The sequence below is a fragment of the Oceanobacillus sp. GQ8 genome, from assembly GCF_059758495.1.
In genome coordinates, this window is record NZ_JCAXEV010000003.1 from 690572 (window position 1) to 717458 (window position 26887).

Below are 26887 nucleotides of genomic sequence, written 5' to 3' on the forward strand. Positions count from 1 at the left end.
CATACTAAGGAAACGAAGCAAAACACTTTTCAAATTTCGTAAACTCCCGTATACTATTAATATAATTTAATAATCGATTCCATCTTCGGGGCAGGGTGCAATTCCCGACCGACGGTAAGAAGCAATTTCATGCTTTAAGTCCGTGACCCGCAAAGTTATTTGCGGCTGATCTGGTGCAAGTCCAGAACCGACAGTTACAGTCTGGATGGGAGAAGATGTCGAGCCGGAATTTAGTGCATATATTGCGCTTAATTTTCCTATGATTTTTTAAACATACCCTAAAGCCCCGATTAGGCTTTAGGGTTTTTTGTGTTTAAATGGAAGACGGTGGATCCTTCATCACGAGATAGGAATCGATTAAAGATGAAGGAGGAGAATGATGATGCAATCATCAAAGACACAATCATTTAGCTTATTAAAACTTATTATTCTCGCATTACTGGGGACCATTTCATTGGTATTATTCTTTATTAACTTTCCATTACCTTTTCTACCAACCCCTTATCTAAAAATTGATTTTAGTGAGGTGCCAGCCCTTATGGCCGCGTTTATTTTCTCGCCATTAGCAGGAGTAATTGTTGTTGCAATTAAAAATGTTTTATATTTAGCAATCGGTGGGGGAGAAATAATTGGCGTACTAGCTAATTTCCTTACTGGTGTTTTATTTATCGTCCCTGTTGCCTTGATGTATCATAAATTTAAAGGTGTTAAAAGTGTTATTTCAGGGTTAGTTACGGGCACAATTGTGATGGCGTTGGGCATGAGTGTACTGAATTACTTCTTAATATTACCAGCTTATGGCTGGTTTATGGGCTGGGAAATGACAGAGCAATTTAAGTGGTTTTCGGTATACGCTGGTATACTACCATTTAATCTAATAAAAGGAATTGTGGTCGGGCTGTTGTTTGTACCATTATTCTTGAAAATGAGACAGTGGATTGAGGAAAAGCGAGCAAGTCTTATCTAATTTAATATTTTATTTTCTAAAAGGGCTAGTCATGCGAAGACTAGCCCTTTTTGCATCTTTTACTATATATAAATATTATTTAAAAAACCCGCTTGCATTAATTATATGCAAGCAGGTTTTTCTGTAATCTATTGTTCTTCAACAAGATATCTTGCTGTGGGTTGTACTTCTAATCGTTCTTCAGGAATAGGTTTACCTGATTTTTCACTTAGACCGTATGTGCCATTTTCAATTCGTTCTAGTGCATCATCTATTTCTCGGAGACGATCCTCGCGTACAAGGTTCAATCCTGCGTCGCGTTCTTGCTCAAATTGTTCGGTACCCATGTCTCCGGGGTGGTTGTCATAGTCTGCTAACTCATTGATGGAATCATTTGGGCTTTTTTCTCGGTTTTCATCGATCTTTTCCGCATTCTCTTCTCTTAATTGTAGAAGTTGTTTTTTGAATTTATCTAATTGATCTTTACTTAGGTGTGTCTTCATTTGTATCTCCTTTCATTATGACTGCTTTTTACGAACAATTCCTAGCGTACATCTTGAAATACAAATTAGTTTCTCTGCTTCATCGAGTATCTGTATTTCCCATACCATGGAAGTTCTACCGAGATGGATCGGTTTTGCTAGAGCAGTGACTATTCCAGCACGCTTACTTCTAATATGGTTTGCATTAATTTCCATTCCAAAAACGTTCGATTGCTCTGTGTCTATATTGGCCATAGCTCCGATACTGGCAGCAGTTTCTGCGAGAGCTACACTCGCTCCACCATGCAAATAACCGGCAGGCTGACGAGTTCTTCCATCAACAGGCATAGTAAGGATCACAAGATTTTTATCCAACGATATCGTTTTAATCCCAAGTGCTTCCATTAGTGTCTGGTTAAATTCCATGTAAAGGACATCCTTTCTTAAATTACAGCGTCAATTAGTAATGAAATTCCTAAAAGAAGTCCATAAATACTATTGGTTTTTCCAGTTGCTGCCATGGCAGGCATCATTTCAATCGGCATCGTTTTACCTTGGAATTTCTTGATAACATCAAATGCCTTCATGATAGCAAGAAACGAAATAAGTGACCATAATGGAAGGATACCGGTAATGATATAAGCCGCAGTTAGTACAAACGAAAGAATGAAAAATCCTGCAAGCACCTTAATGGCATTCTTTCTTCCTACTAGAATTGCAATCGTTTTTCGTCCATTCTTTTTATCCCCATCAAGGTCTCGAATATTATTGGATAACATTATTGCACCAATAAATAATGCAACTGGTATGGAAACCCAGATAACTTCTGCTGTGATGACGTTTGTTTGGATGAAATAACTAATTCCTATAATGACTGTCCCCATTAAAAAGCCAGAGAACAATTCGCCGAATGGTGTATAAGCAATTGGTAATGGTCCACCTGTATATAAATAACCGAAAAGCATGCATACTAAACCAATCAATGCAATCCACCAGCTAGACTCAATACAGATGTATACTCCGAGAAGAATGGCGATTCCAAAAAAAGTTAATGCCAAGGTCAATACTGTTTTGGGCTGGATTCCATCACGGACGATGGTTCCACCAATTCCTACAGATTCCTCGGTATCTAATCCTCTCACGAAGTCGTAATACTCATTAAACATATTGGTGGCAGATTGAATTAGCATTGATGCAAGAAGCATGGCAAAAAATAACAGAAGATGAAAGTTCGTATCTTCTGTAAAAGCGAACATGGACCCGACAAAAACGGGTACAAAAGAGGCTGTTAGAGTGTGCGGGCGCAATAAACGCCACCATATCTGGAACCCTTCTTTTTCATTTAAAGCTTGTTTTATTGTATGATTATCTGATGTGTTCATTTCTTTTTTTCCCCCTGATTTCACATGCGTATCGTATCAATTTTAGGGAAATTATTAGGGGGTGTCAATTCACTAGGAGGATTTCCTTGAGAAACCAGCAAAAAGGGAATAAAATAGGATAAGAGTTTGTTCAAAAAGTCCAGTAAAAATGACACATCGGTACTGATGACCTTCGACTAAATTCCGACACGTCCTGTGTCGAACGTCGAAGTCACCACATCCTGTGGAAGCTCGTTGGCTTGCTTTTCCGTTCCTCACGTATTAATTGCATACGTTCCGGTTCTCAAAGCTACGCCACCTCGAACTTCTCGGTCCTTTTTATCCTCCTTTTTGAACACGCACTATAAAGTATTATGTTGGCGCATTGTTTGGTTACGGAGGTTTAAATAGATGATAGAACTAAAGGAAGAAAATATAGAAGCTTTATTTCAAGAGGCGATCGATACGATTCAGCCTCAAAATAGCAGGCTTGTCAGTATTACTAAAAGGGTGGAAGCTATAGACCCCCTTTCATTTTATGATGCAGCAAAACAATTAAGAACGGAAAGACTTTATTGGTCCAGTACTGCAGAGGCTTACACTCTTGTTGGAACGGGGTGTGCTTTTGAAATTACTGCCATCAAGGATCGTTTTGAAACAGCAGAGCAAGAATGGAATAATTTGCTTAACGATGCTGTAAGTAACAATCCTTATGATGTTCCTGGTACGGGAATCGTCAGCATGGGGGGAGCGGCCTTTGACCCTGAAAAAGAAAAGACAAAGCTGTGGGAAAATTTTGAACCGATTCGGTTTACTGTTCCAGAATATTTGCTTACAGAGTATGAAAATGACTTTTATTTTACGATGAATATAATGGTGAGAGCGGATGACCATCCCCGTCAACTAGCAAATCAGTTACGGGAAATGGAGGGACAGCTTTTGAATGGAACTCCTCGATACGAATCTGACACACAAATTGTCGGCAGGCATGAAATCTCTCCAGAAAAGTGGAAGCAAACAGTTAAGCTGGCAACAGAAGAAATACGTCAGCAAAAGGTTGAGAAAATTGTTTTAGCTAGGGAAGTACGCTTGAAGTTAGACAGAGAGGTAGATAGTGGTAATATTTTAAGAAAACTATTGAATACCCAGTCAAATAGCTTCATTTTCTCTTTTGAAAAAGGGAAGGATTGTTTTATTGGTGCTACTCCTGAAAGATTAGTGAAGATAAGGCAAAATAGTCTTTTCTCAACATGTTTAGCAGGTACTGCCCCAAGAGGTAAAACGGAGGAAGAGGATGCTCGTATCAGCTATAATTTGTTTCACGACCAAAAAAATCGCGGGGAGCATGATTTTGTTGTACAAATGATGAAGAAGGCGATTGAGAATTATTGTACAGATATCGATATTCCAAATGAACCGGTTGTTTATCCTTTAAAGAATTTACAGCACTTATACACACCGGTTACGGCCCGCATGAAAAAGGACTATACGATCTTAGATATTATTAAAAACTTACATCCCACTCCGGCACTTGGTGGCACACCTCGTAAGGAGTCGGTTGCCTTTATACGAAAACATGAGCTCTTAGACAGAGGCTGGTACGGAGCACCTGTTGGGTGGCTTGATAACCGAGATAACGGCGAATTTGCCGTGGCCATTCGATCAGGGTTACTCCAAGGGGATGAAGCATCCTTATTCGCAGGGTGTGGCGTCGTTAAGGATTCCGACCCTGAAGAAGAATACGAGGAAACAAACATTAAACTAACACCGATGCTCTCGGTACTTGGGGGTGCAGAATGAATCCAACCGAAGTGTTAACAAGGTATACAGCTAATTTTGTTGATGAGTTATCAAAAAACGGTGTAACAGATATTGTTATTTCACCTGGTTCTCGATCCACACCGCTTGCCATGACAATAGCGGAGCATCCCGATATAAAAGAATGGATCGTCATTGACGAACGTTCTGCAGCATTTTTTGCTATGGGTATAGCTAAAAAAACAGGACGTGCTGTTGCTCTGGTGTGTACTTCGGGTACAGCAGCAGCTAATTATTTTCCTGCCATTGTGGAAGCAAATTACAGCAGAGTACCGCTCATTGTATTGACTGCTGATCGCCCCCATGAATTACGTGATATTGGAGCACCGCAGGCCATTGAACAACTAAAGCTATATGGAGATTATGTAAAATGGTTTCAGGAAATGGCATTGCCAGAGGCCTCTGAAAACATGCTTTCCTATGTAAGAAATAAGTCGGCACGTGCTGTGTTTATGGCTAATGAGGGAAATCCTGGGCCGGTACAGTTAAATTTTCCGTTTCGAGACCCGTTAGTACCTGATTTCTCCATTGAGAATTTGTGGAGCAACCAATCCTCAGACCCACGAAATCATACAGTAGAAGGGAAGAAGCAGCTTTCCACTAATCAAATTGCCTCTATTATAGAGAAACTGAAAGGTAAGGGAAGAGGACTTATTGTCTGTGGACCACAAACGGATCAGAAGTTGGCACAGGCGGTCACCCAAGTTGCCGAAGCTTGGGGTCTTCCTATTTTGGCAGACCCGCTTTCACAGCTTCGTGCAGGGGAGCATGCCAAGGATTTAATTGTGGAAACGTATGATGCGATATTCCGGGATGAGACGCTACGAAATAAGCTAAGGCCAGATTATATTATCCGGTTTGGAGCTATGCCGGTATCTAAACCCTATCTTTTTTATGTAAATGAAAATAAGCATATTCCTCAATTCGTTGTGGAGAATTATACAGGCTTCCGGGAACCAACCGGTAATAATACAGAATTCATCTTTTCAGATGCAGTTCTATTCTGTAAGTCGCTTCTGTCCATTGAATATACACCTGAACAGGACAAGGGGTGGTTGGAAGACTGGCAATCGATGAACCAAGTTGCAAAAAAACACCTTCTTGCTGAAGATGGTGCTGAAATAACCGAGGGAGAAGCGGTTAGGGCATTGGTGGATGTTATTCCAGAAGCAAGTAGTATTTATGTTGGCAACAGTATGGCAGTGCGAGATTTAGACACTTTCTTCTTCACTACTCCTAAACATTTGTCTATTTTGGCTAATCGTGGAGCAAATGGTATTGATGGCATGGTATCAAGTGGATTGGGAGCTGCGATAACTGGTGCCCCTGTAACCCTTGTGGTTGGCGACTTATCTTTTTACCATGATCTGAATGCATTATTAATAGCGAAGCAATATAAGCTGAATATTACGATCCTATTGATTAATAATAATGGTGGTGGAATTTTCTCCTTTCTTCCACAATCACAAGAGAAAAAACATTTTGAAGTATTATTTGGCACACCTGTAGATATTGAGTTTAAGCATGCTGTGCAAATGTATGGAGGCATGTACTCTTCCGCAGGTACCGAAGAGGAATTAAAAGCAGTACTGTATGACAGTTACCAGTATAAGGGGTTGTCTGTTGTTGAAGTGAAGACAGACCGTGAGGCGAACACAAGCTGGCATCGCAGTAAATGGAAAGCTATCGCGGAAGAGTTGAAGGGTGAGGCTTAGGACGTGTATTACGAGGTAAATGGGACAACATATTGGATTAAAAAAAGCGGTTCTGGTCCAGCATTGCTTCTCCTTCATGGTTTCACAGGCTCAGCGGAAACATGGAAGGCTTTTGTAGAAAAATGGCAGGCAACACATACGGTACTTGCCATTGATCTTCCTGGTCATGCCAAAACAACTTCAACTTATTCTGTAACGATGAAGAGGTGCTGTCAGGATATTGCAGAGATTCATCAGTCATTTGGTTTTAACAAAGTAATTGCTCTGGGATATTCAATGGGTGGTAGGACAGCATTATCTTTTGCTTGTCTCTATCCAGATCTGGTTGATAAATTGATTTTAGAAAGTGCCTCACCGGGTTTGCAATCTGAAGAAGAAAGAGCTGCAAGACAAAACAAAGATGAACAGCTAGCAATGATGATTGAGAAGGATGGCGTAAGCGCATTTGTTGATTTTTGGGAAGAAATCCCCCTTTTTGCTACACAAAAGCAATTATCTTTTGAAAAAAGGAAAGCCATTAGAAAGGAAAGACTTTCCCATACAGCAGACGGCCTTGCTATGTCACTGCGCGCAATGGGAACGGGAAGTCAGCCTTCGTGGTGGGAGCATCTTGAACGTCTTGCTATTCCGACACTTTTACTTGCTGGCGAAGACGATATAAAATTTATAAAGCTGAATGAAAACATGCATAAACTCTTGCCGCAAAGCGATTTTCAAATCATTGAAAATGCCGGCCATGCAATTCACGTGGAACAAGCCGAGATTTTTGGTAAAATGGTAGAGGAGTTTATTTTTTACTCTAAGATGGTATAGAAATATAGATTTATAAAATCTTCCATTTAAAACATGGTATAGAATACCAGTTAAGTGGACAACAAAAATGTACATAATGAGGAGGAATAAGTATGACGGTACAATGGGAAAACGTAAAAGAATACAACGAAATTGTTTATGAGAAGTATGATGGAATTGCTAAGGTGACAATTAATCGTCCAGAAAAACGCAATGCCTTCACCCCTTTGACAGTAAATGAGATGATTGATGCATTTGCTGATGCACGGGATGACTCTAGTATTGGAGTTATAATTCTGGCTGGAGCCGGAGACAAAGCATTCTGTTCAGGTGGAGATCAATCGGTTCGTGGACATGGAGGCTATGTAGGAGATGACCAAGTTCCACGCTTAAATGTTTTAGATTTACAAAGACTTATTAGAACTACACCGAAACCTGTTATTGCAATGGTATCTGGCTACGCTATTGGTGGGGGCCACGTTTTACATGTTGTGTGTGATCTTACAATTGCAGCAGACAATGCTATTTTTGGACAAACAGGCCCTAAAGTAGGTAGCTTTGATGCAGGTTATGGAGCAGGATATTTGGCTAGAATGGTAGGGCACAAACGTGCAAGAGAAATTTGGTACTTATGCCGTCAATATGATGCAGAGCAAGCCTATGAAATGGGTATGGTAAATACTGTTGTTCCTCTGGACAAGCTAGAAGAAGAGACAGTTCAATGGTGTCAAGAGATTTTAGAAAAATCACCTACTGCATTAAGATTCCTTAAAGCATCCTTCAATGCTGATACGGATGGCCTAGCAGGTCTTCAACAAATGGGTGGAGATGCGACATTGTTGTACTATACAACAGATGAAGCAAAAGAAGGAAGAGACGCTTTCAAAGAAAAAAGAAAGCCAAACTTCAAACAGTTCCCACGTTTCCCTTAAAAATAATTTTCAACCCTTTGCTAGTCATAAGCAAAGGGTTTTCTTTAGTGTTTAGCTTCGTGCAACATAAGCGAAATGACTGTTCGAAGCTACTCTTAATTAAATGAAGGAGGGCACATCCATGAGTACGACAATTCCTCACTGGTTGTCAAAACAGGCAGAACTAGCTCCTGATCAAACAGCAATTGAATTACCAGATGGATACTCCATCTCGTTTAACAAGTTAAAGCAAGAAAGCCAACTTTATGCAAAAAAACTTGCATCACTAGGTGTCGAAAAAGGAACACATATTGGCATACTCTCCGAAAACAGCCTCCGAATGATGATTGCAATTCATGCGCTAAGCTACATAGGAGCTGTCGGGGTACTGCTCAATACACGTCTAACTGCTTCTGAATTAAATTTTCAGTTGAAAGATGCTGATGTGTCTATTTTGCTAACGTCTGACACCCAACAGAAAAGGTCGGATAAATTGGAAGTGAAAACGGCAGTGCGACTGAATGAAGTGGAAGCATATATGGAGACTGCTGTCTCTTTAGCTGAGGAAATTCAGTTAGATGAGCTTTTTACCATCATGTATACCTCGGGAACTACTGGTTTCCCAAAAGGCGTGATGCATACCTATGGCAATCACTGGTGGAGTGCTATTGGTTCAGCTTTAAACCTTGGTGTAGAAAAGCAGGATAAGTGGCTTGCTGCACTACCTATATTCCATGTAAGTGGCTTTTCCATTCTTATCCGTAGTGCCGTGTATGGCATGCCTGTATTTTTGTTGGACAAATTTCATGCTAAAACAGTACACGATGCAATCATGGATAAGGGAGTTACCATAGTTTCTGTTGTAACAGTGATGCTACAACAGCTTTTAGAAAAGCTTGAAGCAGCTGAATATCCTAAAAGCCTGCGTTGTATGTTGCTGGGTGGAGGACCAGTGCCAGAGTCCCTGTTGCTCAAGGCAAAAGAAAAGCATGTGCCAGTATTTCAGTCATTCGGTATGACGGAAACGGCTTCACAAATAGTTACATTAAGTGCGAAGGACGCCTTACAAAAAGTGGGCTCTGCGGGTAAACCACTATCTCCAGCCCAACTTAAAATTAATCAACCAGATCCTGATGGGGTAGGAGAGATCTTTGTAAAAGGCCCCATGGTGACAAAAGGGTACTTTGAAAATGAAGAGGCAACAAATAAAGCGATTCAGGATGATTGGTTGGCAACAGGAGATCTTGGTTATGTCGATAAGGAAGGCTTCTTATTTGTAGTGGAAAGAAGAACAGACTTGATTATTTCAGGTGGTGAAAATATTTACCCTTCAGAAATTGAGAGTGTCCTTTCAGCCCTAGACGGGGTACGAGAAGTCGGTGTTACAGGAACACCAGATACTGTCTGGGGGAGTAAACCTATCGCTTTCCTTGTTGTTAATGAGTCTATTACCGTAGAGCAAGTCGAGAATTATGCGAAGGAAGAACTTGCCTCATACAAAGTTCCGGTTTCATTCCATCTTGTGAATGCATTACCAAGGAATGCTTCGAATAAATTACAAAGAAATAAATTATTGAACCTTTTAGATTGAACGAATCGGGGTGTTAGCGTCCGTATACTCCCACTAAAAACTTCATGGTTTCACTTCATGTTTTGAAGTGGGAGTCTTACGGACGGTTGCTCCGGGATAAACTGGGAGGCCTACCAAAAATGAAGGAAGGGCTCCCAGTTTTATGAGGACTAGCTCGATAGATGTAAGCTATTTTTTATTCAATAACGGCTCATAATTAGTTGAATAAAGGGGCTTTAGTTCCTCTTTTGGTGAAATATGAAGCTTTGCACTATTTACGGCGATTGGGCCATCATGAAAGCCGCCAGCAATTAATTTCAGCTTATGAGGGTAATTGGATATATCCCCAACTGCAAAGATGCCAGGGATATTTGTTTCCATTTTGCCATCTACCATGATGGTTCCTTTTTCCATCTTAAGACCCCATTCTGAAATGGGTCCAAGATCTATCTCAAATCCATGGTTCACAACCACACTGTCCACAGGGATTTCCTTTTGGCTGCCGCTTTCCGTATTGGCAATGGTTGCTGAGGAGACAAAACCGTTATCGCCCGATAAACTAGTAAGTTGATAGGGCTGATAGACGTCAACTGAGGAACTCATCATTTTACTAATATTTCGTTCTATTCCTGTGAAAGCAGACTTCCGGTATACAACGGAAATTCTCTTCGCAATTCCTTCTAATTCATTCGCCCAATCTATGGCTGAATTACCTCCACCCGAAATTAATACATTCTTGCCTTTGAAGTCGGACAGTTTTTTAATGGTATAATGCAAGCTTGTCCCTTCGTATTGAGTAGCTTCAGGTAGGTCAAGCTTCACGGTTTTTAGACTTCCAAACCCTGTTGCCAGGATGACAGTCTTCGTTAAATGCTTCGCTCCGTTATTGCTTGTGAGCAAGATTTGTCCGCCTGGCTGTTTTTCCATATGCATAACTTGTTCGTTCAGCACGATTGTTGGGTCAAAGGTTTTAGCTTGATCTATTAATTGCTCTGTAAACGCCTCTCCAGTAATCCTAGGGATGCCCCCAATATCATATATAACTTTTTCAGGATAAAAGTAAGGTACTTTTCCTCCAAGAAATGGCAAGTACTCAATTACTTTCGTTTTCATCTCTCGCATCCCACTGTAAAATGCGGTGAACAACCCCACTGGCCCCCCGCCAACTATGGTAACGTCATATAATTCTATATCCTGTGGCATGATACAGCCCCCTGTGGTTAATTTGCTTTTGATATATATCCTCTATTAGGTTATTAAAATTAACGATAATTATCAAATATAGCTCCTTATGATGATAAATGTAGAGTAGAATAATGTAAAAAGTGAGGCAAAATAAGAAAGGCGTATCATAGAATGACTAGTTAATTGACTATGCAATGTGTAGACAGGATCACACAAGAACAAGTAGGTTTAGCATTTAAAGAAATAAATATTCCATTTTCTATGTTAGCCACTAAAACCACTAGTATATGTACGTTTCGTGTCTAGAATCTACTTTAATCATTGAAAATCATTCTCAAAGACATTGACGAAATCGGAAAAACCCAATAAACTGTATGTAATACGTAAAATCAGGAACGTACCAAAAGTAAGTGATCTACGATACGGAGTAAGATGTAGAGGGAGAGATTCCAATGCAAACATTAACCGCAAATGATTTAACACTCGGCTATGGCGAGGATATAATAATAGATGATTTAAATTTAACCATACCAAAAGGTGAAATCACCGTCTTTATTGGTGGGAATGGCTGTGGGAAATCTACCCTGCTGCGTTCCTTGGCTAGGCTCCTTAAGCCAAAAGGCGGTGGAGTTGTTTTGGATGGCGAGGATATTGCCAAGGTTGGCACAAAGGATGTAGCCAAAAAACTTGCTATCCTTCCACAAAGTCCTGTCACACCAGAAGGCTTAACCGTGAACGAACTGGTGAAACAAGGGAGACATCCATACCGTGGTTTTCTTAAACAATGGTCAAAGGACGATGAAGAGGCGGTTTTTAATGCCCTGCAATCGACAAATATGCATCATTTGAAGGATCGTTCGGTTGATTCCCTTTCAGGTGGGCAACGTCAACGTGCGTGGATTGCGATGACATTGGCGCAAGAAACAGATACAATATTGCTCGATGAACCAACAACCTATTTAGATATGACCCACCAAATTGATGTACTTGATTTGTTATTCGACCTTAATGAGAAAGATGGACGAACAGTGGTGATGGTGTTGCATGATTTAAATCTGGCATGTCGCTATGCTCATCATATTGTCGCAATTAAGGATAAAAAAGTTTTCGCACAAGGTAAACCAGAAGAAATAATCAATTGTAATCTCGTTCATGAAGTTTTTGAAATGATGTGTGACGTTACATTTGATCCAAGATTCGGAACTCCAATGTGCATTCCTCACGGAAAAGGGCGTTGTATATTTGCTCAAGGAAAAAACCAGACTACTGCAGTCAATTAAAGATAAAACCTGTCTTCTACGGAATGATGGGTTTTTTTGTACCAAGAATTGCTGTTCTCTTCGATGCATAGTGAAAACTAAGGCTTGTAAGCCCTTACATACACGTTAGCAAATTGTAGTGATTTACAAATCATTTTTTGTTGAAAGCAATTTTCTTACTTACTTCATACATGCTTCCTTATGATTTGTGACAGATTACAAATAGGAGGTGCGTTATGGAGAAGAAAAAGTTTTATATAAATGTTGGTGCAGGAGAGATCTCACAGGAGAAATTTAATAACAATGAAGAATTTATTATTCACGCAACAGAGGATGAAGTTGCGGTTTTGCGAGACAAGTTCAATCTGATGCATGAAGCCGGAATAAAGACTTTCTTTCGGGCTCATGTACCAATTAACCCCTATCATAATGATAAATCAAATGATTACTACGATGATGAAATGACACAAGCTTATCGCATGATTCACCAATTAGGGGAGCCAGAAACAAAAGCGCATATTGAACAAATGGGCATTTTGACTGATGGGCATATGTAGGATTTAGCAGTTTGGATTTCATCTAAAGAGGCTTGCAGCTTGGGTTTTGCTGCAGCTTTTTTGATTCGTTAGGAAAGTATAACAACGCAACTGGTATGCAATTAAAATGGGCGACGTTCCAAGTTACGAAAAAGGAGACATTGCCATAATACGAATGAATCTTTATTTTTAACTTTTTTAGGTTTATCTCTAGGTGAGAAATGGAATAGTATTACAGACCCCTAGAGGAGGCTTCATATGAGAAAATTAGTTCAAATGACCCTTATTACAATAGTGACCCCCGTACTCATTATATGTAGCATACTTATGACGGAAGACAAGCCAGCAGATCCAGTAACTGCTTCGGCTAAGTCCCACCAGACTTTAAATAAGGAACAGACAACTAAAACATCTCCACAACAGCCTGAATTAAAAGAAGAAAGAGTGAAGGAATTGGCGCAGGCTTTTATGGATACTTTAGTTCAGGACGCAGACGAATCTTATAGAGTAAAAAATATGGATACGAAGGCCGAGTTGCTTTCTGCTTTTGAATCTATTGCAGTCAAAGAAACGGTTGAACCGTATGTTTCGTTTTATTACGAGGAAAAGGCAGATGGTCTATATATCCTACCAACTGAGACACCTCCTTGGTTTATAGCAGAAAACCCATATGATATGGTACAATTAGATAATGGCCTTGTTAAAATGAAACAGCAAAATGAAACAGCATTACATGGCGCCTATACAATTGAAATCGAATTTGTTTACGACAAACAATGGAAAATAGGAAATGTCACTATTTCTTAAGTTTATTATAGACAGTAGATGAAGGTAGTTGAAACGATGTTTACATTTAAAGATTATTACAATAATGAGGTGAAGCTATCCTTTCAAAACCACCCCTTTTCAAATGATCCAAGGCATGTTTGGGTTATTTGCAAATATCGGGATAAATGGTTACTTACTAAACATAAAGAAAGAGGCTTGGAGTTCCCTGGTGGTAAAGTTGAAAAGGGAGAAACAGCCGAACAGGCAGCTGAGCGAGAAGTAATGGAAGAAACAGGTGGAATGATTAAGCAATTACACTATGTAGGACAGTATTATGTTTATGGAAAAAGGGAGCATGTTGCAAAAAATGTTTATTTTGCGGCAGTAGATTCTTTGCTTCCTAGAAAAACGTATTATGAGACGGAAGGTCCTAAGCTATTAGACAATTTGCCTAACAATATAAGGCAAAGTAAAGCATTCAGTTTTATTATGAAAGATGATGTCTTATATCATTGTATCGACTACATAAACGTTACATTATAAAATCGCCTATCTAAATAATAGGCGATTTTTTAATTAGGTTTTACTTTTTATGAGCCATCCCTCTAATTTTTCCACGACCTTATACATAATTGCTGCAAAGATAGCAATAAGTACGAGACTTGAAAGAACAAGTGAGAAATCAAAAACCTGAAAGCCATAAATAATTAAATATCCCAATCCTTGTTTTGCGACAAGAAATTCCCCTACAATAACACCAACCCAGGAAAGACCAACATTTACTTTCAACGTCGAGATCATAGCAGGAAGGGTGGCGGGAAATATCGCTTCTTTAAATTGCTGCCACCGTGTTGCCCCAAAGCTTTTCAGTACTTTTTCATAATTGGGATCTACCTCATTGAATGCGTTATAAATTACTAATGTCGTGATGATAACTGAAATGAGCGCTCCCATCGCAATAATGGAAACATAACCCGTACCAAGTGCAACGATTAAAATCGGTCCCAAAGCAACTTTGGGCATGGCATTCATAATAACAAGATATGGATCCATGATTTTCGAAAATCGTGTAGAAGACCATAAAACACTCGCAAATAATATACCGACAAGTGTACCGATAATAAACCCGGCAATTGTTTCAAATAAGGTTATCTGAATATGTTTTACTATGGAGCCATCCGCCATGTTAGAGAAAAGAACCTGGATAACCTCAGAAGGAGAGCTGAAGAGTAGTGGATCAATCCAATAGAGTCTGCTGGCAATCTCCCAAAACCCAATAAAAGCAAGTAATAGGAGCAGCTGCCAAGTGATAACAATTCTCTTTTCTCTTTTTAACTTATATTTATGTCGTTGAAATAATTGATTATCTGTGTTTGTTTCGGGCGCCATTCTCTTCTCTCACCACCTTTCATTCTGCAGTGTTCCCTTCTTTATCTTCCAGTTCTTCCCATACTTTATCAAATAGCATTTGATATTTAGGGTGTTTTCGTACAGAAAAAGGAGCTTCCTGCCGTAGTTCGATCGGGACTTCAAATACTTTTGAAATCATACCAGGGTTGGCTTCCATTACAAAGATTCTGTCTGCCATTGCAATCGCTTCTCCAATGTCGTGTGTGACAAGGATAGCTGTTTTGTTGAACGCCTTTAAAGTAGTAGAGACAAGGTCTTCAAGCTTAAGTTTAGTTTGATAATCTAATGCAGAAAAAGGTTCATCAAGAAGTAGGATTTTCGGGTCATTAAGTAATGTTCTTACAAGTGCGACTCGTTGACGCATCCCACCTGATAATGAAGCTGGGTAATCGTCTGAAATGCCAGTAAGTCCTACTTGTTTTAATAACATTTCCGCTTTCGTACGGATTGCTGGGTCATTACTTCGGTGGATCTTAGGGCCAATCATCACATTTTCAAGAATGGTCTTCCAGGGAAACAAATAATCTTGTTGTAGCATATAACCAATAGCTTTATCAGACGGCTTTATTGGCGTGTTCTCCAGAAAAACATTCCCTGAAGTATGCTCTACAATCCCTGCTATAATGGAAAGAAGCGTTGATTTTCCGCAACCGCTAGGACCAAGTAACGCGACGAATTCCCCCTGCTTAATGGAAAGAGAGATATCCTTTAGCGCTTTTGTATAACTACTTGCTGAAAAATAATGATGGGTTACATGATCTAATGTAAGAAATGACATTTGACCATCCTCCCTAATCATTGATAATTTCTTCTGCAATGGTTGTATTTACAAGATCTTCATATGGAATATCAGCTGGAAGTTCTCCTGCTTCCTCCATAATAGCTTTCAAGTTATCCCATTCTTCTTTATCCAGTATTGGATTTGTAGCAAAGGATAGCTGCCCCTTGTATCTCTCGATAGAGGAGGCTAATAAATCTAGCTCCGTATCCTCGAAATAAGGCTGTATAACACTGGCGATTTCTTCTGCACTATTTTGTTCAACCCACTGCTGTGCTTTGTAAACAGCACGAGTGAATTTTTGTACTTCTTCTTCATTTTCATCAAGATAGCTTTGCTTGGTCATAAAGACGGTGTATGGTACATTGCCGGATTCTTCTCCAAAAGAGGCTACAATATGTCCATTGCCTTCTTTTTCGAATGTGCTTGCTGTCGGTTCAAATAATTGAACATACTCTGCGTCTCCTGAAACGAAGGCACCAGGTATGTTAGCAAAATCAATGTTCTGCTGAAGATCCAAATCATTTTTGGGATCAATGCCATGATTCTTTAACACAAATTCACCAACCATTTGAGGCATGCCGCCTTTTCGTTGGCCTAAAAATGTACTACCCTTTAAATCTTCCCACTCGAAGTCAGGTTTTGGTTCTTTCGCCACAAGAAATGTGCCATCTGTCTGTGTTAACTGAGCAAAGTTGATTACCGGGTCCTTTGAGTTTTGTGCGTAAACATAAATGGATGTTTCCGAACCGACCAATGCAATGTCAGCTCCGTCGGAAAGAAGTGCCGTCATGGTTTTATCGCCACCCCATGTTGTCTGTAGTTCTACATCCAACCCTTCCTCTTCAAAATAGCCCTTTTCCAACGCGACGTATTGTGGTGCATAAAACAAGGAGCGAGTTACTTCAGCAAGTTTTATGGAGGAAGTGCTGCTTTGGTTGCATCCGAGCAAAATGAGTGGCAATAAAGCAACAATAAGCGTCATTTTAATTAATTTTTTCATTTATTTGACCCCCCTTAGTTTAAATGGATAGTTATGTCAAAACATTTTATGCATTCGCCTAAAATGTGTGAAGGCCTATGACATAAGTGCATAAAAAAACGGCCTCCTTTTAGAGACCGCTGAAAAACGTATATAAACTTTCTTGGAAATAATGGTTACATGTGATTTTGGTATCTAGGTCCAGCTTGCTTAATCGCATTACTAGCTTCCGTGAACTTTTCAAAATTTCTGTGGAACTTCATTGCAAGTTCCTCGGCTGCTTTTTGATAAGCTGCAATGTTTGACCAAGTATTGGCAGGCACTAGGAGCTGCTCGGGCACCCCTGGAACATGATGTGGAATTTCTAATCCGAATATTTCATCGAGAACGGTTTCTGTATTATTTAATTCGCCTTTCAGTGCTGCATATACCATTGCTCTTGTGTAGGATAATTTAATACGTTCGCCACCATTACCGTATGAGCCGCCAGTCCAGCCAGTATTTATCAAGAATACAGTCGCTGAATGTTCCTCAATCTTTTTTCCAAGCATTTCTGCATAGACAGAAGGGGGGAGCGGCAAAAATGGAGAACCAAAGCAGGCCGAGAAAGTTGCTTGGGGTTTAGTTACTCCGCGTTCCGTTCCAGCAAGCTTGCTCGTGTAACCACTGAGAAAGTGATACATCGCCTGTTCATTCGTTAATTTACTAATTGGCGGCAAAGTTCCAGAGGCATCTGCAGTTAAAAAGATAATGGTATTTGGATGGCCAGCAATACTTGGGACCATAACATTGTCCATATGTTCAATAGGATAAGCAGCTCGTGTGTTTTCTGTTAGGAACGTATTAGAATAGTCTGGCATATCATTCTCAGAGTCAAGCATGACATTTTCCAAAACGGAGCCAAATCGTATGGCATTATAAATTTGTGGTTCTTTTTCTTCGGAGAGATTGATGCATTTAGCATAACAACCGCCCTCTATATTGAATATACCATTATTACTCCAGCCATGTTCATCATCCCCGACTAATTTTCTGTCAGGGTCAGCGGATAGGGTTGTTTTGCCTGTTCCAGATAACCCAAAAAACAAAGCAACATCTCCCTCCTCCCCAACGTTGGCAGAACAATGCATGGGAAGAATATCTTGTTGTGGCAACAGATAATTCATCACGGAAAAAATTGATTTTTTTATTTCTCCCGCATATTCTGTGCCACCAATTAGAATAACTCGCTTTTTAAATGAAACGATAACAAACGTTTCCGAATTAGTACTGTCTGTATCAGGATCTGCTAAACATCCCGGTGCAGATAGGACGGTAAATTCTGCTTGGTGGTTTGCGAGCTCTTCCTCTGTTGGGGTTATGAAAAGCTGCCTTGCAAACAAGCTGTGCCAAGCATATTCGGAAACTACTTGGATTGGCAGGCGGGAGACTTCATCTGCCCCAGCAAATCCTTTGAATCTATATATTTCTTTCTGGTTCCTCAAGTATTCCGTTGTTTTTTTGTATAATTTTTCAAAAGCATCCTCATCAATTGATTGGTTGACTTGACCCCAATCGATCTTAGATTCACTAACTGCGTCACGAACAATAAATTTGTCCTTTGGAGAGCGCCCGGTATATTTACCAGTGGTAGCTCTAATTGCACCTGTGGAGGTTAAAACTGCTTCCCTTTTTGCTAAGATTATCTCGATAAGCCGTGGGACAGATTCATTATCCAGGATCGGAGTATGCTGCTCTAATTCAGTACAAGGGTTTTTTTCTACCATTTTCACTTCACTGCACCTACCTTTGGTAATGTGTTGTATTACGTTGCCTTAATGTGATTATTAGTATAACACATTCAATTTAATAGTCCATACTAAACATCTAATCTAATCATATGAAATTTTCGCAAACCTTGTTACGAACCAAAAATAGTTGACATGTCAGTTCTCATTCGATAAGCTAAATTTCGAGCGGATACTCTCTTATTCAGAGTAGGTGGAGGGACAGCCCCGATGAAACCCAGCAACCATCACATCGGTGAAAAGGTGCTAACCTGGTGCAAGGAAATTTCCTTGAACAATAAGAGCGAAAGGCTGGTACTCCTTTCCTCATTACTGAAGGAAGGGCTTTTTTTATAAAAAAATTGCAAAGATGTCTAGCTCCGATCGCCCAGAAACTATGTGACTTCGCCACTCTCCCTACGATAAGTCATTATCGGTTCGCAAGCTTACCGTAATTCCTTTATCTCAGTTGAGTTACTCCAGTCACTACGTTTCTAAACGGGCGTTCTGCGCTTTTCTTGTAATAAAAACCTTTGTTATGAAATAGCAAAACTTGATGAACAGAGATCCGTAACAGAAACCAAAAGGAGGATTAAGCACTATGGCTGCTAATCGTCGTTTATTTACTTCAGAATCGGTAACAGAAGGGCATCCTGATAAAATATCTGATCAGATTTCGGATGCAATTCTAGATGAAATTTTAAAGAAGGACCCATATGCGCGTGTGGCGTGTGAAACAACCGTTACAACAGGTTTGGTACTGGTTGCGGGAGAGATTTCTACAAGTACGTATGTAGACATTCCGGCTATTGTAAGAAAAACGATTAAAGAAATTGGGTATACGCGTGCAAAGTATGGCTTTGATGCGGATACATGTGCCGTATTGACTGCAATTGATGAACAATCTGCTGATATTGCCGGGGGCGTAGACGAGGCACTAGAGTCACGTCAAGGAAAAATGAGCGATGAAGAGATTGCTTCTATTGGAGCAGGGGACCAAGGACTTATGTTTGGCTTTGCTTGCGACGAAACAGAGGAACTCATGCCATTACCTATTTCACTTGCACATAAATTGGCGAAGCGTTTAGCTGATGTAAGAAAAGAAAAGGTATTAGATTACTTGCGTCCAGATGGAAAAACACAAGTAACGGTTGAATATGATGAACAGGACCAACCAGTAAAAGTAGATACGATTGTTATTTCTACACAACATCATCAAGATATCACAACAGAGCAAATTGAGAAGGATTTAATTGAACATGTTATTCGTCCAGTCGTACCAGAGAATCTTTTGGATGAAACAACGAAGTATTTTATTAATCCAACAGGCCGCTTTGTGATTGGTGGACCACAAGGAGATGCTGGGTTAACTGGTAGAAAAATTATCGTGGACACATATGGTGGATATGCTCGTCATGGTGGTGGAGCATTTAGTGGGAAGGATTCAACGAAAGTGGATCGATCCGCTGCTTATGCTGCACGTTATGTTGCGAAAAACATAGTAGCTGCAGAACTTGCCAAGACTTGTGAGGTACAACTAGCCTATGCTATTGGTGTAGCTGAACCTGTTTCAATTGCAGTAAACACATTCGGAACAGGAAAAGTGTCTGAAGAAGCGTTAGTGCATGCAATACGCAAACTATTTGATTTACGTCCAGCTGGAATTATCCGTATGCTTGATTTGCAGAAACCTATCTTTAAGAACACTGCAGCATATGGTCATTTCGGAAGAACAGATATCCTGTTCCCTTGGGAAAAGACAGATAAAGTTGTAGAATTAAAAGCATTGATGGAGAAGAAGTAGAAAAAGATCAATTGTAAAGCCGAACGGTCATTCGAAATGATGAGGACCCTTTTAGGGAACCATCTATTTTTTCGAAATCCGTTCGGCTTTTGAGTTTTCACGGTACTTGATGATAAATCTATAGCTGAAGATGAAGGCTTTATGTATACCTCCAATAGATTGCTGCCTCTAAAGAGTGGTATGTGCTTTGTAATATTGTCCTTTTTCCACATACGAATTGCGGATTCGTTCCATTTCTGCGAGGTCCTCTTCCGTTAAGTTCCGTACTACTTTGGCAGGTCTCCCAAGAGCTAGCGTATTGGGAGGGATTTTCTTACCTGGAGGTACAAGGCTTCCAGCACCGATAAATGCACCTGTACCAATTTCTGCACCATCAAGAATGATGGAGCCCATTCCAATTAAAGCTTTTTCTCTAATGATTGCAGAGTGTAGGGTGACCTGATGCCCCACTGTTACATCATCTTCAATAACTAAAGGCATTCCAGGACTTTGGTGAAGCATAGATAAATCCTGAATGTTTACGCGTTCCCCGATTCTAGTAGGTGCCACATCCCCACGAATGATCGTCTTAAACCAAACACTGCTTGATTGATCTATCTCCACATCTCCGATAATAGTAGCGTCTTTTGCAATAAATGCTGTTTCATGAATTACGGGCTGCTTATCCTGATATTGATGAATCATTTGAATCCTCCTCCATAATATGGTGATATAATTAGTATAGCAAAAAATACACGCTTAAACTGATTGAAGGAAGGCAAACAAATGCGAAACAATGTTCCAACATCATCCATCAGATTGCTGAAGTCGTTACAATCGAAAATTTTCCCTGAAGTGGAAAAAGAGTTAAACTACTGGACAGCAAAAGCAAGTGCAATTCCGAATCAAGAATTACGTAACCAGGCACTTGCTAGTATTGGTTCTAAAAAATTCCATTGTCAAGGTGGGGCTGTGTACGCGCTACTTGCAGGAGAGAGAAGTAGAGAAGCAATCAAATTTATTGTAGCCTACCAAACTGTTAGTGATTATTTAGACAACCTTTGTGATCGGAGTACATCTCTTGATCCATTCGACTTCCGATTGCTTCATGAATCCTTATTTTGTGCCTTGAATCCTGATCAACAAACAAGAAATTATTATGCTTTACGAGAAGATCAAAACGATAATGGTTATCTACATGATTTAGTACATACTTGTCAAAGTCAGCTAGCACTGGTTGAACGGAACGTAGCACAACCCTTTTTAAGTCGTCTGGTTTCACTATATACAGATTTGCAGGTTCATAAGCATGTAGACATTAGAGAAAGAGTGCCGCGACTCGAAAATTGGTTCAAAGAGGAAAATGAAGACGATGATTTGACATGGTATGAATTTGCTGCTGCTTCAGGATCAACTTTAACTATTTTCTGTTTAGTGAGTTACCTGTTAGGAGGGAAGCTGGATGAGTCCAAAGCGAAAAGCATCTTTGAAGGCTATTTCCCTTATCTGCAAGGATTACATATATTGCTCGATTATTATATTGATCAAAAAGAGGACGTGGAGGCAGAGGATTTAAATTTTTGCTTTTATTATCCCGATGAGAAAACAATGAGCCAGCGTCTATCATTTTTTATCCAGAAAGCGGCTGATCAAGTACAGCCACTTCCAGATAATTCGTTTCATCAAATGATTAGACAAGGGCTTGTTGGTCTATACCTTGCTGATCCTAAGGTAAAGCATCTCTCTAATGAAACAAAGTTAAAGAAGCATTTATTAAAAACAAGTGGAACCAATGCACGTCTTTTTCACTTGTTTACAAAGCTGTATTACAAAATGAAAAAATAAACCTGTATTGAATGATAAACAATTTAAGGATTCTCTCTTTCCTATCTTTTCTGGATCGCGATAATAAATGGCGGATCATTCTGTTGATTTATAAATCCATACTGTAGGACATGAAATGCTCGCTGCGGTAATCTCATAGCATATTTTAGCACAGTTTGCATCTCGTCTTTTCCGCCCTCATGACCATGGTAGACGACAAGCATAACTAACCCTTTTGATTTTAAAACGGGTAAAATGTTTTCGATCGCTTCGACAGTGGAATCCCCACTCGTTATGATTCGTTTGTCACTTTGAGGTAAGTAACCAAGATTAAAAATCGCACCTCCAATACGTTCAATGTCCTTCGTCTGTAAATGCGACGTAACATTCGCATGACTATCTAAAATTAAGGAAACGTTGGTGTAGTTGTTTTCAATTAATGCTTGCCTTGTCTGATTAATTGCTTCTTGCTGAATATCGAAGGCAAGTACTTGACCTGTGCTCCCGACAACCCTGCTTAAGAAAAGTGTGTCATAGCCATTACCACATGTGGCATCGATTACGGTTTCTCCCTTTTCTATAGAACCCTCTAACAAATAGTGGGCATAATTTAGTATGTTCATTACCATGGACGTACTCCTTTCACGTTTCATATTAACAGTTTATCAAAATTCCGCACCTATTGTCTTGACAAAGCGGTGTGGATTCATTACAATTCGATGTACATAACGTAACGACAATGCAAAGGAATAGTAATATCACTTTTTGGCATAGAGAGACAGTGGTTGGTGGAAACTGTCGCAAATAGGGGTATGAACTCACCTTGAAGTTGCAGAAACGAAAGTCGAGTAATTTCTGCCGTATATCCGCGTTAAGGAGCACAAGTGAACGCAGCGTTGCGTTAATTTGGGTGGTACCGCGGGAGCAAAGCTTCTCGTCCCTTTTATTGGGATGAGTGGCTTTTTTTATTTGGCGTTTGTATAGTGAACTCTCGCTACTAGAATAGGGCACGGCAGTTTTTCTATAAAAGGAGGAAATACAATGAGTTTTAACCACAGAGACGTGGAAAAGAAATGGCAACATCATTGGAAGCAAAACAAAACATTTAAAGCAGAAACGTTTTCCGACAAAGAGAAGTTTTATGCGTTGGATATGTTTCCTTACCCATCCGGATCTGGTCTGCATGTTGGCCACCCTGAAGGCTATACGGCGACAGATATTATTTCAAGAATGAAAAGAATGGAGGGCTATGAAGTACTTCATCCAATGGGATGGGATGCATTTGGACTGCCTGCAGAACAATATGCGATTGATACTGGTAATAGTCCGGCAGCTTTTACGGAGAAAAACATCGCTACATTTAAGCGACAAATTGAGGAGCTAGGTTTCTCCTATGACTGGGACAGAGAGATTTCCACAATGCAACCAAACTACTACAAATGGACACAGTGGATTTTTATAAAGCTATATGAAAAAGGCCTTGCATACATGGATGAAGTAGCAGTGAACTGGTGCCCTGCATTAGGTACGGTTTTGGCCAACGAGGAAGTTATTGATGGAAAAAGTGAGCGGGGTGGACATCCGGTTGTTCGTAAACCAATGAAACAATGGATGCTAAAAATTACTGCTTATGCGGATCGTCTTCTTGAGGACTTGGAAGATGTTGACTGGCCAGAGAGCATTAAAGATATGCAACGAAATTGGATTGGGCGTTCAGAAGGAGCAGAAGTTCATTTCTCTATTGCTGGCCATGAAAACAAGTTTACCGTGTTTACGACACGTCCAGACACACTTTTTGGTGCCACATATGCAGTTCTTGCACCTGAACACCATTTGGTTAAGGAGATTGTTACTCCTGAACAAAAAGAGGAAGTAGAAGCATATTTAAATAAGGTTCAAACAAAATCTGACTTGGAACGAACAGATCTTGCTAAAGACAAAAGTGGCGTATTTACTGGTGCATATGCAATTAATCCAGTTAACAATGAAAAAATGCCGATCTGGGTTGCTGACTATGTTCTGATGTCCTATGGTTCTGGTGCCATTATGGCTGTTCCTGCTCATGATGAGCGGGACTATGAATTTGCTGTGAAATTTGATTTGCCGATCCAAGAAGTAGTAGCTGGTGGAGATATATCTAAAGAAGCCTATACAGGAGACGGCGAGCATGTTAACTCTGGATTTCTTAATGGCATGGCAAAAGATGAAGCCATAACGAAAATGATTGATTGGCTAGTAGAAAACACCAAAGGTGAGAAAAAGGTAACCTACCGCTTGCGTGACTGGTTGTTTGCTAGACAGCGTTATTGGGGAGAGCCAATTCCGGTTATTCACTGGGAAGACGGTAGCATGACAACAGTACCAGAAGAAGAACTACCACTTGAACTTCCTAAAATGTCAAAAATAGAGCCGTCTGGCACAGGGGAATCCCCACTTGCAAATAGCGAAGACTGGGTAAATGTGGTGGATCCTAAAACTGGCATGAAAGGTCGCAGAGAGACAAGTACAATGCCACAATGGGCTGGTAGCTGTTGGTATTTCCTGCGCTTTATAGATCCAGATAATACAGAGCAACTCGCTGACCCAGAAGCCCTAAAGAAGTGGCTGCCAATTGATATATATATTGGTGGGGCAGAACACGCTGTGCTTCACTTATTGTATGCGCGTTTCTGGCATAAATTCCTTTACGATATCGGTGTAGTGCCAACAAAAGAACCGTTTATGAAGTTGTTTAACCAAGGCATGATCCTCGGAGAAGGTAATGAGAAAATGAGTAAATCAAAAGGAAATGTTGTGAACCCTGATGACATTATTTTCTCACATGGTGCGGATACATTACGTCTATATGAAATGTTTATGGGCCCATTAGATGCTGCGGTAGCATGGTCTACAAATGGTCTAGATGGTGCACGTAAATTTCTTGATAGAGTTTGGAGATTGTATACGGACGGAAACGGAGCACTTTCTACTAGCATAACCGATGCAAATGATGGCTCCCTGGAGAAGGTATATCATGAAACGGTGAAAAAAGTAACCACTGACTTTAACAATCTCCATTTCAATACAGGTATTTCACAGTTAATGGTGTTTATTAATGAAGCATACAAAGCTGAACAATTGCCAAAAGAATATATGGAAGGCTTTGTAAAAATGCTTTCACCTGTGGCACCACATATTGCTGAGGAACTTTGGGAGTGCTTGGGGCATGAGGATACAGTGAGTTACGAACAGTGGCCGAAATACGATGAATCCAAGTTAGTAGAAGATGAAATTGAAGTAGTAGTTCAAATTATGGGTAAAGTTCGTGCAAAATTAAATGTCGATAAAGATATTTCAAAGGATGAACTAGAAAAGCAGGCGCTAAATGAGGAGAAAATTCAAGAGTTACTAGAAGGTAAAACAATTAGGAAAGTAATTGTGGTACCAGGTAAACTCGTCAATATAGTCGCAAATTAATAATGCTTGCACAAGGTTGTAATAAAACCATCTAAAATTTATACAATAAAAGGGCGCTCCTTCATTTAAAAGGAACGCCCTTTTTTAATTTGAGGGCAACCACTCAGTTTGAAGCAATATCCATTTTCCATTTTCTAAATACCAAAGTGATTCAATCGTGCCTAATCCATCAGCGTGATAGGCTCCGCTTATTTGCTGGCTGCTTTTCAGTCCATATCCTTTACTATCGCTTATTAACACAGGTTCGAAAAACGCTATCGGATCAATCATGAGTGACTGTGGTTGTCGAAGGGTTCCGCTCTCGTCATATATACCTAACCTGATATAATCTTCAGATCGATTTGACACATCCATTAAATAAGGGTCACTGTCTGGTGTCAATTGGATTGAAACAATAAAATCATCTTTAAAAGATCCTTGCAAGAAGAGTTGTTCGGGTAATGGAATTTCTTTCAACTCACCATTTGCTAATGTGTTAAGCTGGTAATTGTAGAGTCCACCACTTCCCCCTGTCGCACTTTGATAAAAAATATCTTTAATTCCGTCATGATCTAAATCAACAAGTTCAACAGCGGGTTCATAACCACCTTGGTAACTAATCTTCCATCTTTCCTCGTTTGGGCTAGCAATTTCTGCCCATATCTCCCTGTAATAAACAGTGTCAGGAGAAAACAATATACCTTTTAAGTTTATTTCTTCGTTTTTTCCATCCCCGGTTAAATCTCCCTGAAGGGTTTCAATTAAAACAACATCTGCCTCTTTAGCATTTATCGGAGAGAACCAGATTACATTTAAGAACAGGGCTAAGACAATAGTTGCTACTCTTCTCATTTCATACCTTCTTCCTATATAATACCTTTTTTATAGTGTGTGTTGGAAAGTTGCATGTTATCCAGCGAAAACGTATGATAAACATGATAATATTTGAAAGAAGGTGCGCTTTTTGGCTGAAATAAATGAGATTACACCTAATGAATTACGTAACAGATTACGTGATGATGAGAAAAACCTTGTAGTAATAGATGTCAGGGAAAATGAAGAAGTTGCCCAAGGAATTATACCTGAAGCAAAACACATACCTCTACAGCAAATCCCTGAATCTGTGAACGAATTAGACACGGATAAACAATATGTTATGGTTTGTCGCTCAGGTAAAAGAAGTATGCAAGCAGCTATGCATTTAAAAGAGCATGGTTATAAGGTCAACAACATGGCTGGCGGGATGCTTGAATGGGAAGGCGACGTTAAAGTTTAAAACGCAACAAAGAGAAGGCTTTAAAAGCCTTCTTTTTTTGTGAAAATGGTATTGACTATTTTTGTAGAATAATGCTATAATAATTATCCACCACAAAGGACAGGTTCTTTCATTTAACTAGTGATTGTGGATGGGATCTGGTATAAAGATTTTCAAAACTGTCGCAAAGAAAGTTGTTGACATCACTGAAACATCTTGTTATAATATAAAAGTTGCTTTAAAAAGCAGCTTGAACAAATTGCTCTTTGAAAACTGAACAGAACAACTAGTATGTTAAGGAAAAAACAGAT

25 protein-coding genes, 2 riboswitches and 1 other annotated feature are annotated in these 26887 nt (G+C 39.8%); of the genes, 14 read left to right on the plus strand and 11 right to left on the minus strand.

The window, feature by feature from the left end:
- Positions 1–77: 77 nt before the first annotated feature.
- A riboswitch (FMN riboswitch) is annotated at positions 78–221 on the plus strand.
- 161 nt (positions 222–382) lie between these two features.
- Positions 383–967 carry an ECF transporter S component gene (locus tag AC6CHS_RS12270; RefSeq protein ID WP_161464049.1) on the plus strand — a complete coding sequence of 195 codons (585 nt, stop codon included), beginning with the start codon at positions 383–385 and terminating at the stop codon, positions 965–967.
- Between the two features lie 128 nt (positions 968–1095).
- On the opposite strand, the gene AC6CHS_RS12275 is transcribed toward AC6CHS_RS12270, so the two are convergent.
- From AC6CHS_RS12275 to AC6CHS_RS12285, 3 genes are read right to left on the minus strand one after another with little or no spacing between them, the layout of a single operon-like run.
- Complete coding sequence (locus AC6CHS_RS12275; protein ID WP_119575442.1) at positions 1096–1449, minus strand: TraR/DksA C4-type zinc finger protein; 354 nt, start codon at positions 1447–1449, stop codon at positions 1096–1098.
- Between the two features lie 15 nt (positions 1450–1464).
- Positions 1465–1854 carry a hotdog fold thioesterase gene (locus tag AC6CHS_RS12280; RefSeq protein WP_498236419.1) on the minus strand — a complete coding sequence of 130 codons (390 nt, stop codon included), beginning with the start codon at positions 1852–1854 and terminating at the stop codon, positions 1465–1467.
- Between the two features lie 17 nt (positions 1855–1871).
- Complete coding sequence (locus AC6CHS_RS12285) at positions 1872–2810, minus strand: 1,4-dihydroxy-2-naphthoate polyprenyltransferase (protein WP_498236420.1); 939 nt, start codon at positions 2808–2810, stop codon at positions 1872–1874.
- Between the two features lie 390 nt (positions 2811–3200).
- On the opposite strand from AC6CHS_RS12285, the gene AC6CHS_RS12290 reads away from it, so the two are divergent.
- The 5 genes from AC6CHS_RS12290 to AC6CHS_RS12310 all read left to right on the plus strand — a co-directional run bounded on the left by AC6CHS_RS12290 (position 3201) and on the right by AC6CHS_RS12310 (position 9616).
- Positions 3201–4589: an isochorismate synthase gene (locus AC6CHS_RS12290; protein ID WP_498236421.1), complete on the plus strand. Its 1389-nt coding sequence runs from the start codon at positions 3201–3203 to the stop codon at positions 4587–4589.
- A complete protein-coding gene (gene menD / locus AC6CHS_RS12295; RefSeq protein WP_498236422.1) occupies positions 4586–6322 on the plus strand; it encodes a 2-succinyl-5-enolpyruvyl-6-hydroxy-3-cyclohexene-1-carboxylic-acid synthase in 1737 nt (578 codons plus the stop codon). The genes AC6CHS_RS12290 and menD overlap by 4 nt, the downstream gene beginning before the upstream one ends.
- Positions 6323–6325: 3 nt before the next feature.
- Positions 6326–7135, plus strand: a complete 810-nt coding sequence (gene menH / locus AC6CHS_RS12300) for a 2-succinyl-6-hydroxy-2,4-cyclohexadiene-1-carboxylate synthase (protein ID WP_498236423.1) — start codon at positions 6326–6328, stop codon at positions 7133–7135.
- 92 nt (positions 7136–7227) lie between these two features.
- Positions 7228–8046, plus strand: coding sequence for a 1,4-dihydroxy-2-naphthoyl-CoA synthase (gene menB, locus AC6CHS_RS12305; protein WP_498236424.1), 819 nt, complete (start codon positions 7228–7230; stop codon positions 8044–8046).
- Positions 8047–8167: 121 nt separating this feature from the next.
- The gene (locus AC6CHS_RS12310; RefSeq protein WP_498236425.1) at positions 8168–9616 is read left to right on the plus strand and encodes an o-succinylbenzoate--CoA ligase; all 1449 of its coding nucleotides are present in this window, start codon (positions 8168–8170) and stop codon (positions 9614–9616) included.
- A 168-nt stretch (positions 9617–9784) separates the two neighbouring features.
- On the opposite strand, the gene AC6CHS_RS12315 is transcribed toward AC6CHS_RS12310, so the two are convergent.
- Positions 9785–10798, minus strand: a complete 1014-nt coding sequence (locus AC6CHS_RS12315; RefSeq protein WP_498236426.1) for an NAD(P)/FAD-dependent oxidoreductase — start codon at positions 10796–10798, stop codon at positions 9785–9787.
- 434 nt (positions 10799–11232) lie between these two features.
- On the opposite strand from AC6CHS_RS12315, the gene AC6CHS_RS12320 reads away from it, so the two are divergent.
- From AC6CHS_RS12320 to ytkD, 4 genes are all read left to right on the plus strand, one after another.
- Positions 11233–12060 carry an ABC transporter ATP-binding protein gene (locus AC6CHS_RS12320; RefSeq protein ID WP_106897215.1) on the plus strand — a complete coding sequence of 276 codons (828 nt, stop codon included), beginning with the start codon at positions 11233–11235 and terminating at the stop codon, positions 12058–12060.
- Positions 12061–12275: 215 nt separating this feature from the next.
- Positions 12276–12596 (plus strand): hydrolase, encoded by a 321-nt coding sequence (locus AC6CHS_RS12325; RefSeq protein WP_106897214.1) that lies wholly within the window; start codon positions 12276–12278, stop codon positions 12594–12596.
- A 237-nt stretch (positions 12597–12833) separates the two neighbouring features.
- Positions 12834–13382 (plus strand): hypothetical protein, encoded by a 549-nt coding sequence (locus AC6CHS_RS12330; protein ID WP_498236427.1) that lies wholly within the window; start codon positions 12834–12836, stop codon positions 13380–13382.
- A gap of 18 nt (positions 13383–13400) precedes the next feature.
- The gene (gene ytkD, locus AC6CHS_RS12335; protein WP_498236429.1) at positions 13401–13886 is read left to right on the plus strand and encodes an RNA deprotection pyrophosphohydrolase; all 486 of its coding nucleotides are present in this window, start codon (positions 13401–13403) and stop codon (positions 13884–13886) included.
- A gap of 33 nt (positions 13887–13919) precedes the next feature.
- On the opposite strand, the gene AC6CHS_RS12340 is transcribed toward ytkD, so the two are convergent.
- From AC6CHS_RS12340 to pckA, 4 genes are all read right to left on the minus strand, one after another.
- Complete coding sequence (locus tag AC6CHS_RS12340; RefSeq protein WP_498236431.1) at positions 13920–14732, minus strand: ABC transporter permease; 813 nt, start codon at positions 14730–14732, stop codon at positions 13920–13922.
- Positions 14733–14751: 19 nt separating this feature from the next.
- On the minus strand, positions 14752–15531 hold the full coding sequence (locus AC6CHS_RS12345) for an ABC transporter ATP-binding protein (RefSeq protein ID WP_498236432.1): 780 nt from the start codon (positions 15529–15531) through the stop codon (positions 14752–14754).
- Between the two features lie 13 nt (positions 15532–15544).
- Positions 15545–16534 carry an ABC transporter substrate-binding protein gene (locus tag AC6CHS_RS12350; protein WP_498236434.1) on the minus strand — a complete coding sequence of 330 codons (990 nt, stop codon included), beginning with the start codon at positions 16532–16534 and terminating at the stop codon, positions 15545–15547.
- 155 nt (positions 16535–16689) lie between these two features.
- Positions 16690–18279 (minus strand): phosphoenolpyruvate carboxykinase (ATP), encoded by a 1590-nt coding sequence (gene pckA, locus AC6CHS_RS12355; protein WP_498236498.1) that lies wholly within the window; start codon positions 18277–18279, stop codon positions 16690–16692.
- A 198-nt stretch (positions 18280–18477) separates the two neighbouring features.
- Positions 18478–18584: riboswitch (SAM riboswitch) on the plus strand.
- Between the two features lie 296 nt (positions 18585–18880).
- On the opposite strand from pckA, the gene metK reads away from it, so the two are divergent.
- A complete protein-coding gene (metK, locus tag AC6CHS_RS12360; protein ID WP_106897209.1) occupies positions 18881–20083 on the plus strand; it encodes a methionine adenosyltransferase in 1203 nt (400 codons plus the stop codon).
- Between the two features lie 168 nt (positions 20084–20251).
- On the opposite strand, the gene AC6CHS_RS12365 is transcribed toward metK, so the two are convergent.
- Positions 20252–20767 (minus strand): gamma carbonic anhydrase, encoded by a 516-nt coding sequence (locus tag AC6CHS_RS12365; protein ID WP_498236436.1) that lies wholly within the window; start codon positions 20765–20767, stop codon positions 20252–20254.
- A gap of 81 nt (positions 20768–20848) precedes the next feature.
- On the opposite strand from AC6CHS_RS12365, the gene AC6CHS_RS12370 reads away from it, so the two are divergent.
- Positions 20849–21907, plus strand: coding sequence for a tetraprenyl-beta-curcumene synthase family protein (locus tag AC6CHS_RS12370; RefSeq protein WP_498236437.1), 1059 nt, complete (start codon positions 20849–20851; stop codon positions 21905–21907).
- Between the two features lie 41 nt (positions 21908–21948).
- Here the strand turns inward: AC6CHS_RS12370 and mnmM are convergent, their stop codons facing one another.
- Positions 21949–22515, minus strand: a complete 567-nt coding sequence (gene mnmM, locus AC6CHS_RS12375) for a tRNA 5-(aminomethyl)-2-thiouridylate-methyltransferase MnmM (RefSeq protein ID WP_498236439.1) — start codon at positions 22513–22515, stop codon at positions 21949–21951.
- Between the two features lie 101 nt (positions 22516–22616).
- Positions 22617–22831: a binding site (T-box leader), on the plus strand.
- Between the two features lie 96 nt (positions 22832–22927).
- On the opposite strand from mnmM, the gene leuS reads away from it, so the two are divergent.
- The gene (gene leuS, locus AC6CHS_RS12380; protein ID WP_498236441.1) at positions 22928–25342 is read left to right on the plus strand and encodes a leucine--tRNA ligase; all 2415 of its coding nucleotides are present in this window, start codon (positions 22928–22930) and stop codon (positions 25340–25342) included.
- 84 nt (positions 25343–25426) lie between these two features.
- Here the strand turns inward: leuS and AC6CHS_RS12385 are convergent, their stop codons facing one another.
- A complete protein-coding gene (locus tag AC6CHS_RS12385) occupies positions 25427–26173 on the minus strand; it encodes a YybI family spore inner coat protein (RefSeq protein WP_498236443.1) in 747 nt (248 codons plus the stop codon).
- Between the two features lie 112 nt (positions 26174–26285).
- Between AC6CHS_RS12385 and AC6CHS_RS12390 the strand changes: the two genes are divergently transcribed.
- Positions 26286–26597 carry a rhodanese-like domain-containing protein gene (locus AC6CHS_RS12390; RefSeq protein ID WP_498236444.1) on the plus strand — a complete coding sequence of 104 codons (312 nt, stop codon included), beginning with the start codon at positions 26286–26288 and terminating at the stop codon, positions 26595–26597.
- The last annotated feature ends 290 nt before the right edge of the window (positions 26598–26887 follow it).

Coding starts and splice junctions, on each gene's coding strand:
- AC6CHS_RS12275 (WP_119575442.1), bottom strand. CDS start 1,449: ATGAAGACACACCTAAGTAAAGATCAATTAGATAAATTCAAAAAACAA.
- menD (WP_498236422.1), top strand. CDS start 4,586: ATGAATCCAACCGAAGTGTTAACAAGGTATACAGCTAATTTTGTTGAT.
- AC6CHS_RS12365 (WP_498236436.1), bottom strand. CDS start 20,767: ATGATTCATCAATATCAGGATAAGCAGCCCGTAATTCATGAAACAGCA.
- leuS (WP_498236441.1), top strand. CDS start 22,928: ATGAGTTTTAACCACAGAGACGTGGAAAAGAAATGGCAACATCATTGG.
- metK (WP_106897209.1), top strand. CDS start 18,881: ATGGCTGCTAATCGTCGTTTATTTACTTCAGAATCGGTAACAGAAGGG.
- AC6CHS_RS12285 (WP_498236420.1), bottom strand. CDS start 2,810: ATGAACACATCAGATAATCATACAATAAAACAAGCTTTAAATGAAAAA.
- pckA (WP_498236498.1), bottom strand. CDS start 18,279: ATGGTAGAAAAAAACCCTTGTACTGAATTAGAGCAGCATACTCCGATC.
- AC6CHS_RS12345 (WP_498236432.1), bottom strand. CDS start 15,531: ATGTCATTTCTTACATTAGATCATGTAACCCATCATTATTTTTCAGCA.
- AC6CHS_RS12320 (WP_106897215.1), top strand. CDS start 11,233: ATGCAAACATTAACCGCAAATGATTTAACACTCGGCTATGGCGAGGAT.
- ytkD (WP_498236429.1), top strand. CDS start 13,401: ATGAAGGTAGTTGAAACGATGTTTACATTTAAAGATTATTACAATAAT.
- mnmM (WP_498236439.1), bottom strand. CDS start 22,515: ATGGTAATGAACATACTAAATTATGCCCACTATTTGTTAGAGGGTTCT.
- AC6CHS_RS12370 (WP_498236437.1), top strand. CDS start 20,849: ATGCGAAACAATGTTCCAACATCATCCATCAGATTGCTGAAGTCGTTA.
- AC6CHS_RS12310 (WP_498236425.1), top strand. CDS start 8,168: ATGAGTACGACAATTCCTCACTGGTTGTCAAAACAGGCAGAACTAGCT.
- AC6CHS_RS12330 (WP_498236427.1), top strand. CDS start 12,834: ATGAGAAAATTAGTTCAAATGACCCTTATTACAATAGTGACCCCCGTA.
- AC6CHS_RS12280 (WP_498236419.1), bottom strand. CDS start 1,854: ATGGAATTTAACCAGACACTAATGGAAGCACTTGGGATTAAAACGATA.
- menB (WP_498236424.1), top strand. CDS start 7,228: ATGACGGTACAATGGGAAAACGTAAAAGAATACAACGAAATTGTTTAT.
- AC6CHS_RS12270 (WP_161464049.1), top strand. CDS start 383: ATGCAATCATCAAAGACACAATCATTTAGCTTATTAAAACTTATTATT.
- AC6CHS_RS12385 (WP_498236443.1), bottom strand. CDS start 26,173: ATGAGAAGAGTAGCAACTATTGTCTTAGCCCTGTTCTTAAATGTAATC.
- AC6CHS_RS12350 (WP_498236434.1), bottom strand. CDS start 16,534: ATGAAAAAATTAATTAAAATGACGCTTATTGTTGCTTTATTGCCACTC.
- AC6CHS_RS12340 (WP_498236431.1), bottom strand. CDS start 14,732: ATGGCGCCCGAAACAAACACAGATAATCAATTATTTCAACGACATAAA.
- AC6CHS_RS12325 (WP_106897214.1), top strand. CDS start 12,276: ATGGAGAAGAAAAAGTTTTATATAAATGTTGGTGCAGGAGAGATCTCA.
- AC6CHS_RS12315 (WP_498236426.1), bottom strand. CDS start 10,798: ATGCCACAGGATATAGAATTATATGACGTTACCATAGTTGGCGGGGGG.
- AC6CHS_RS12290 (WP_498236421.1), top strand. CDS start 3,201: ATGATAGAACTAAAGGAAGAAAATATAGAAGCTTTATTTCAAGAGGCG.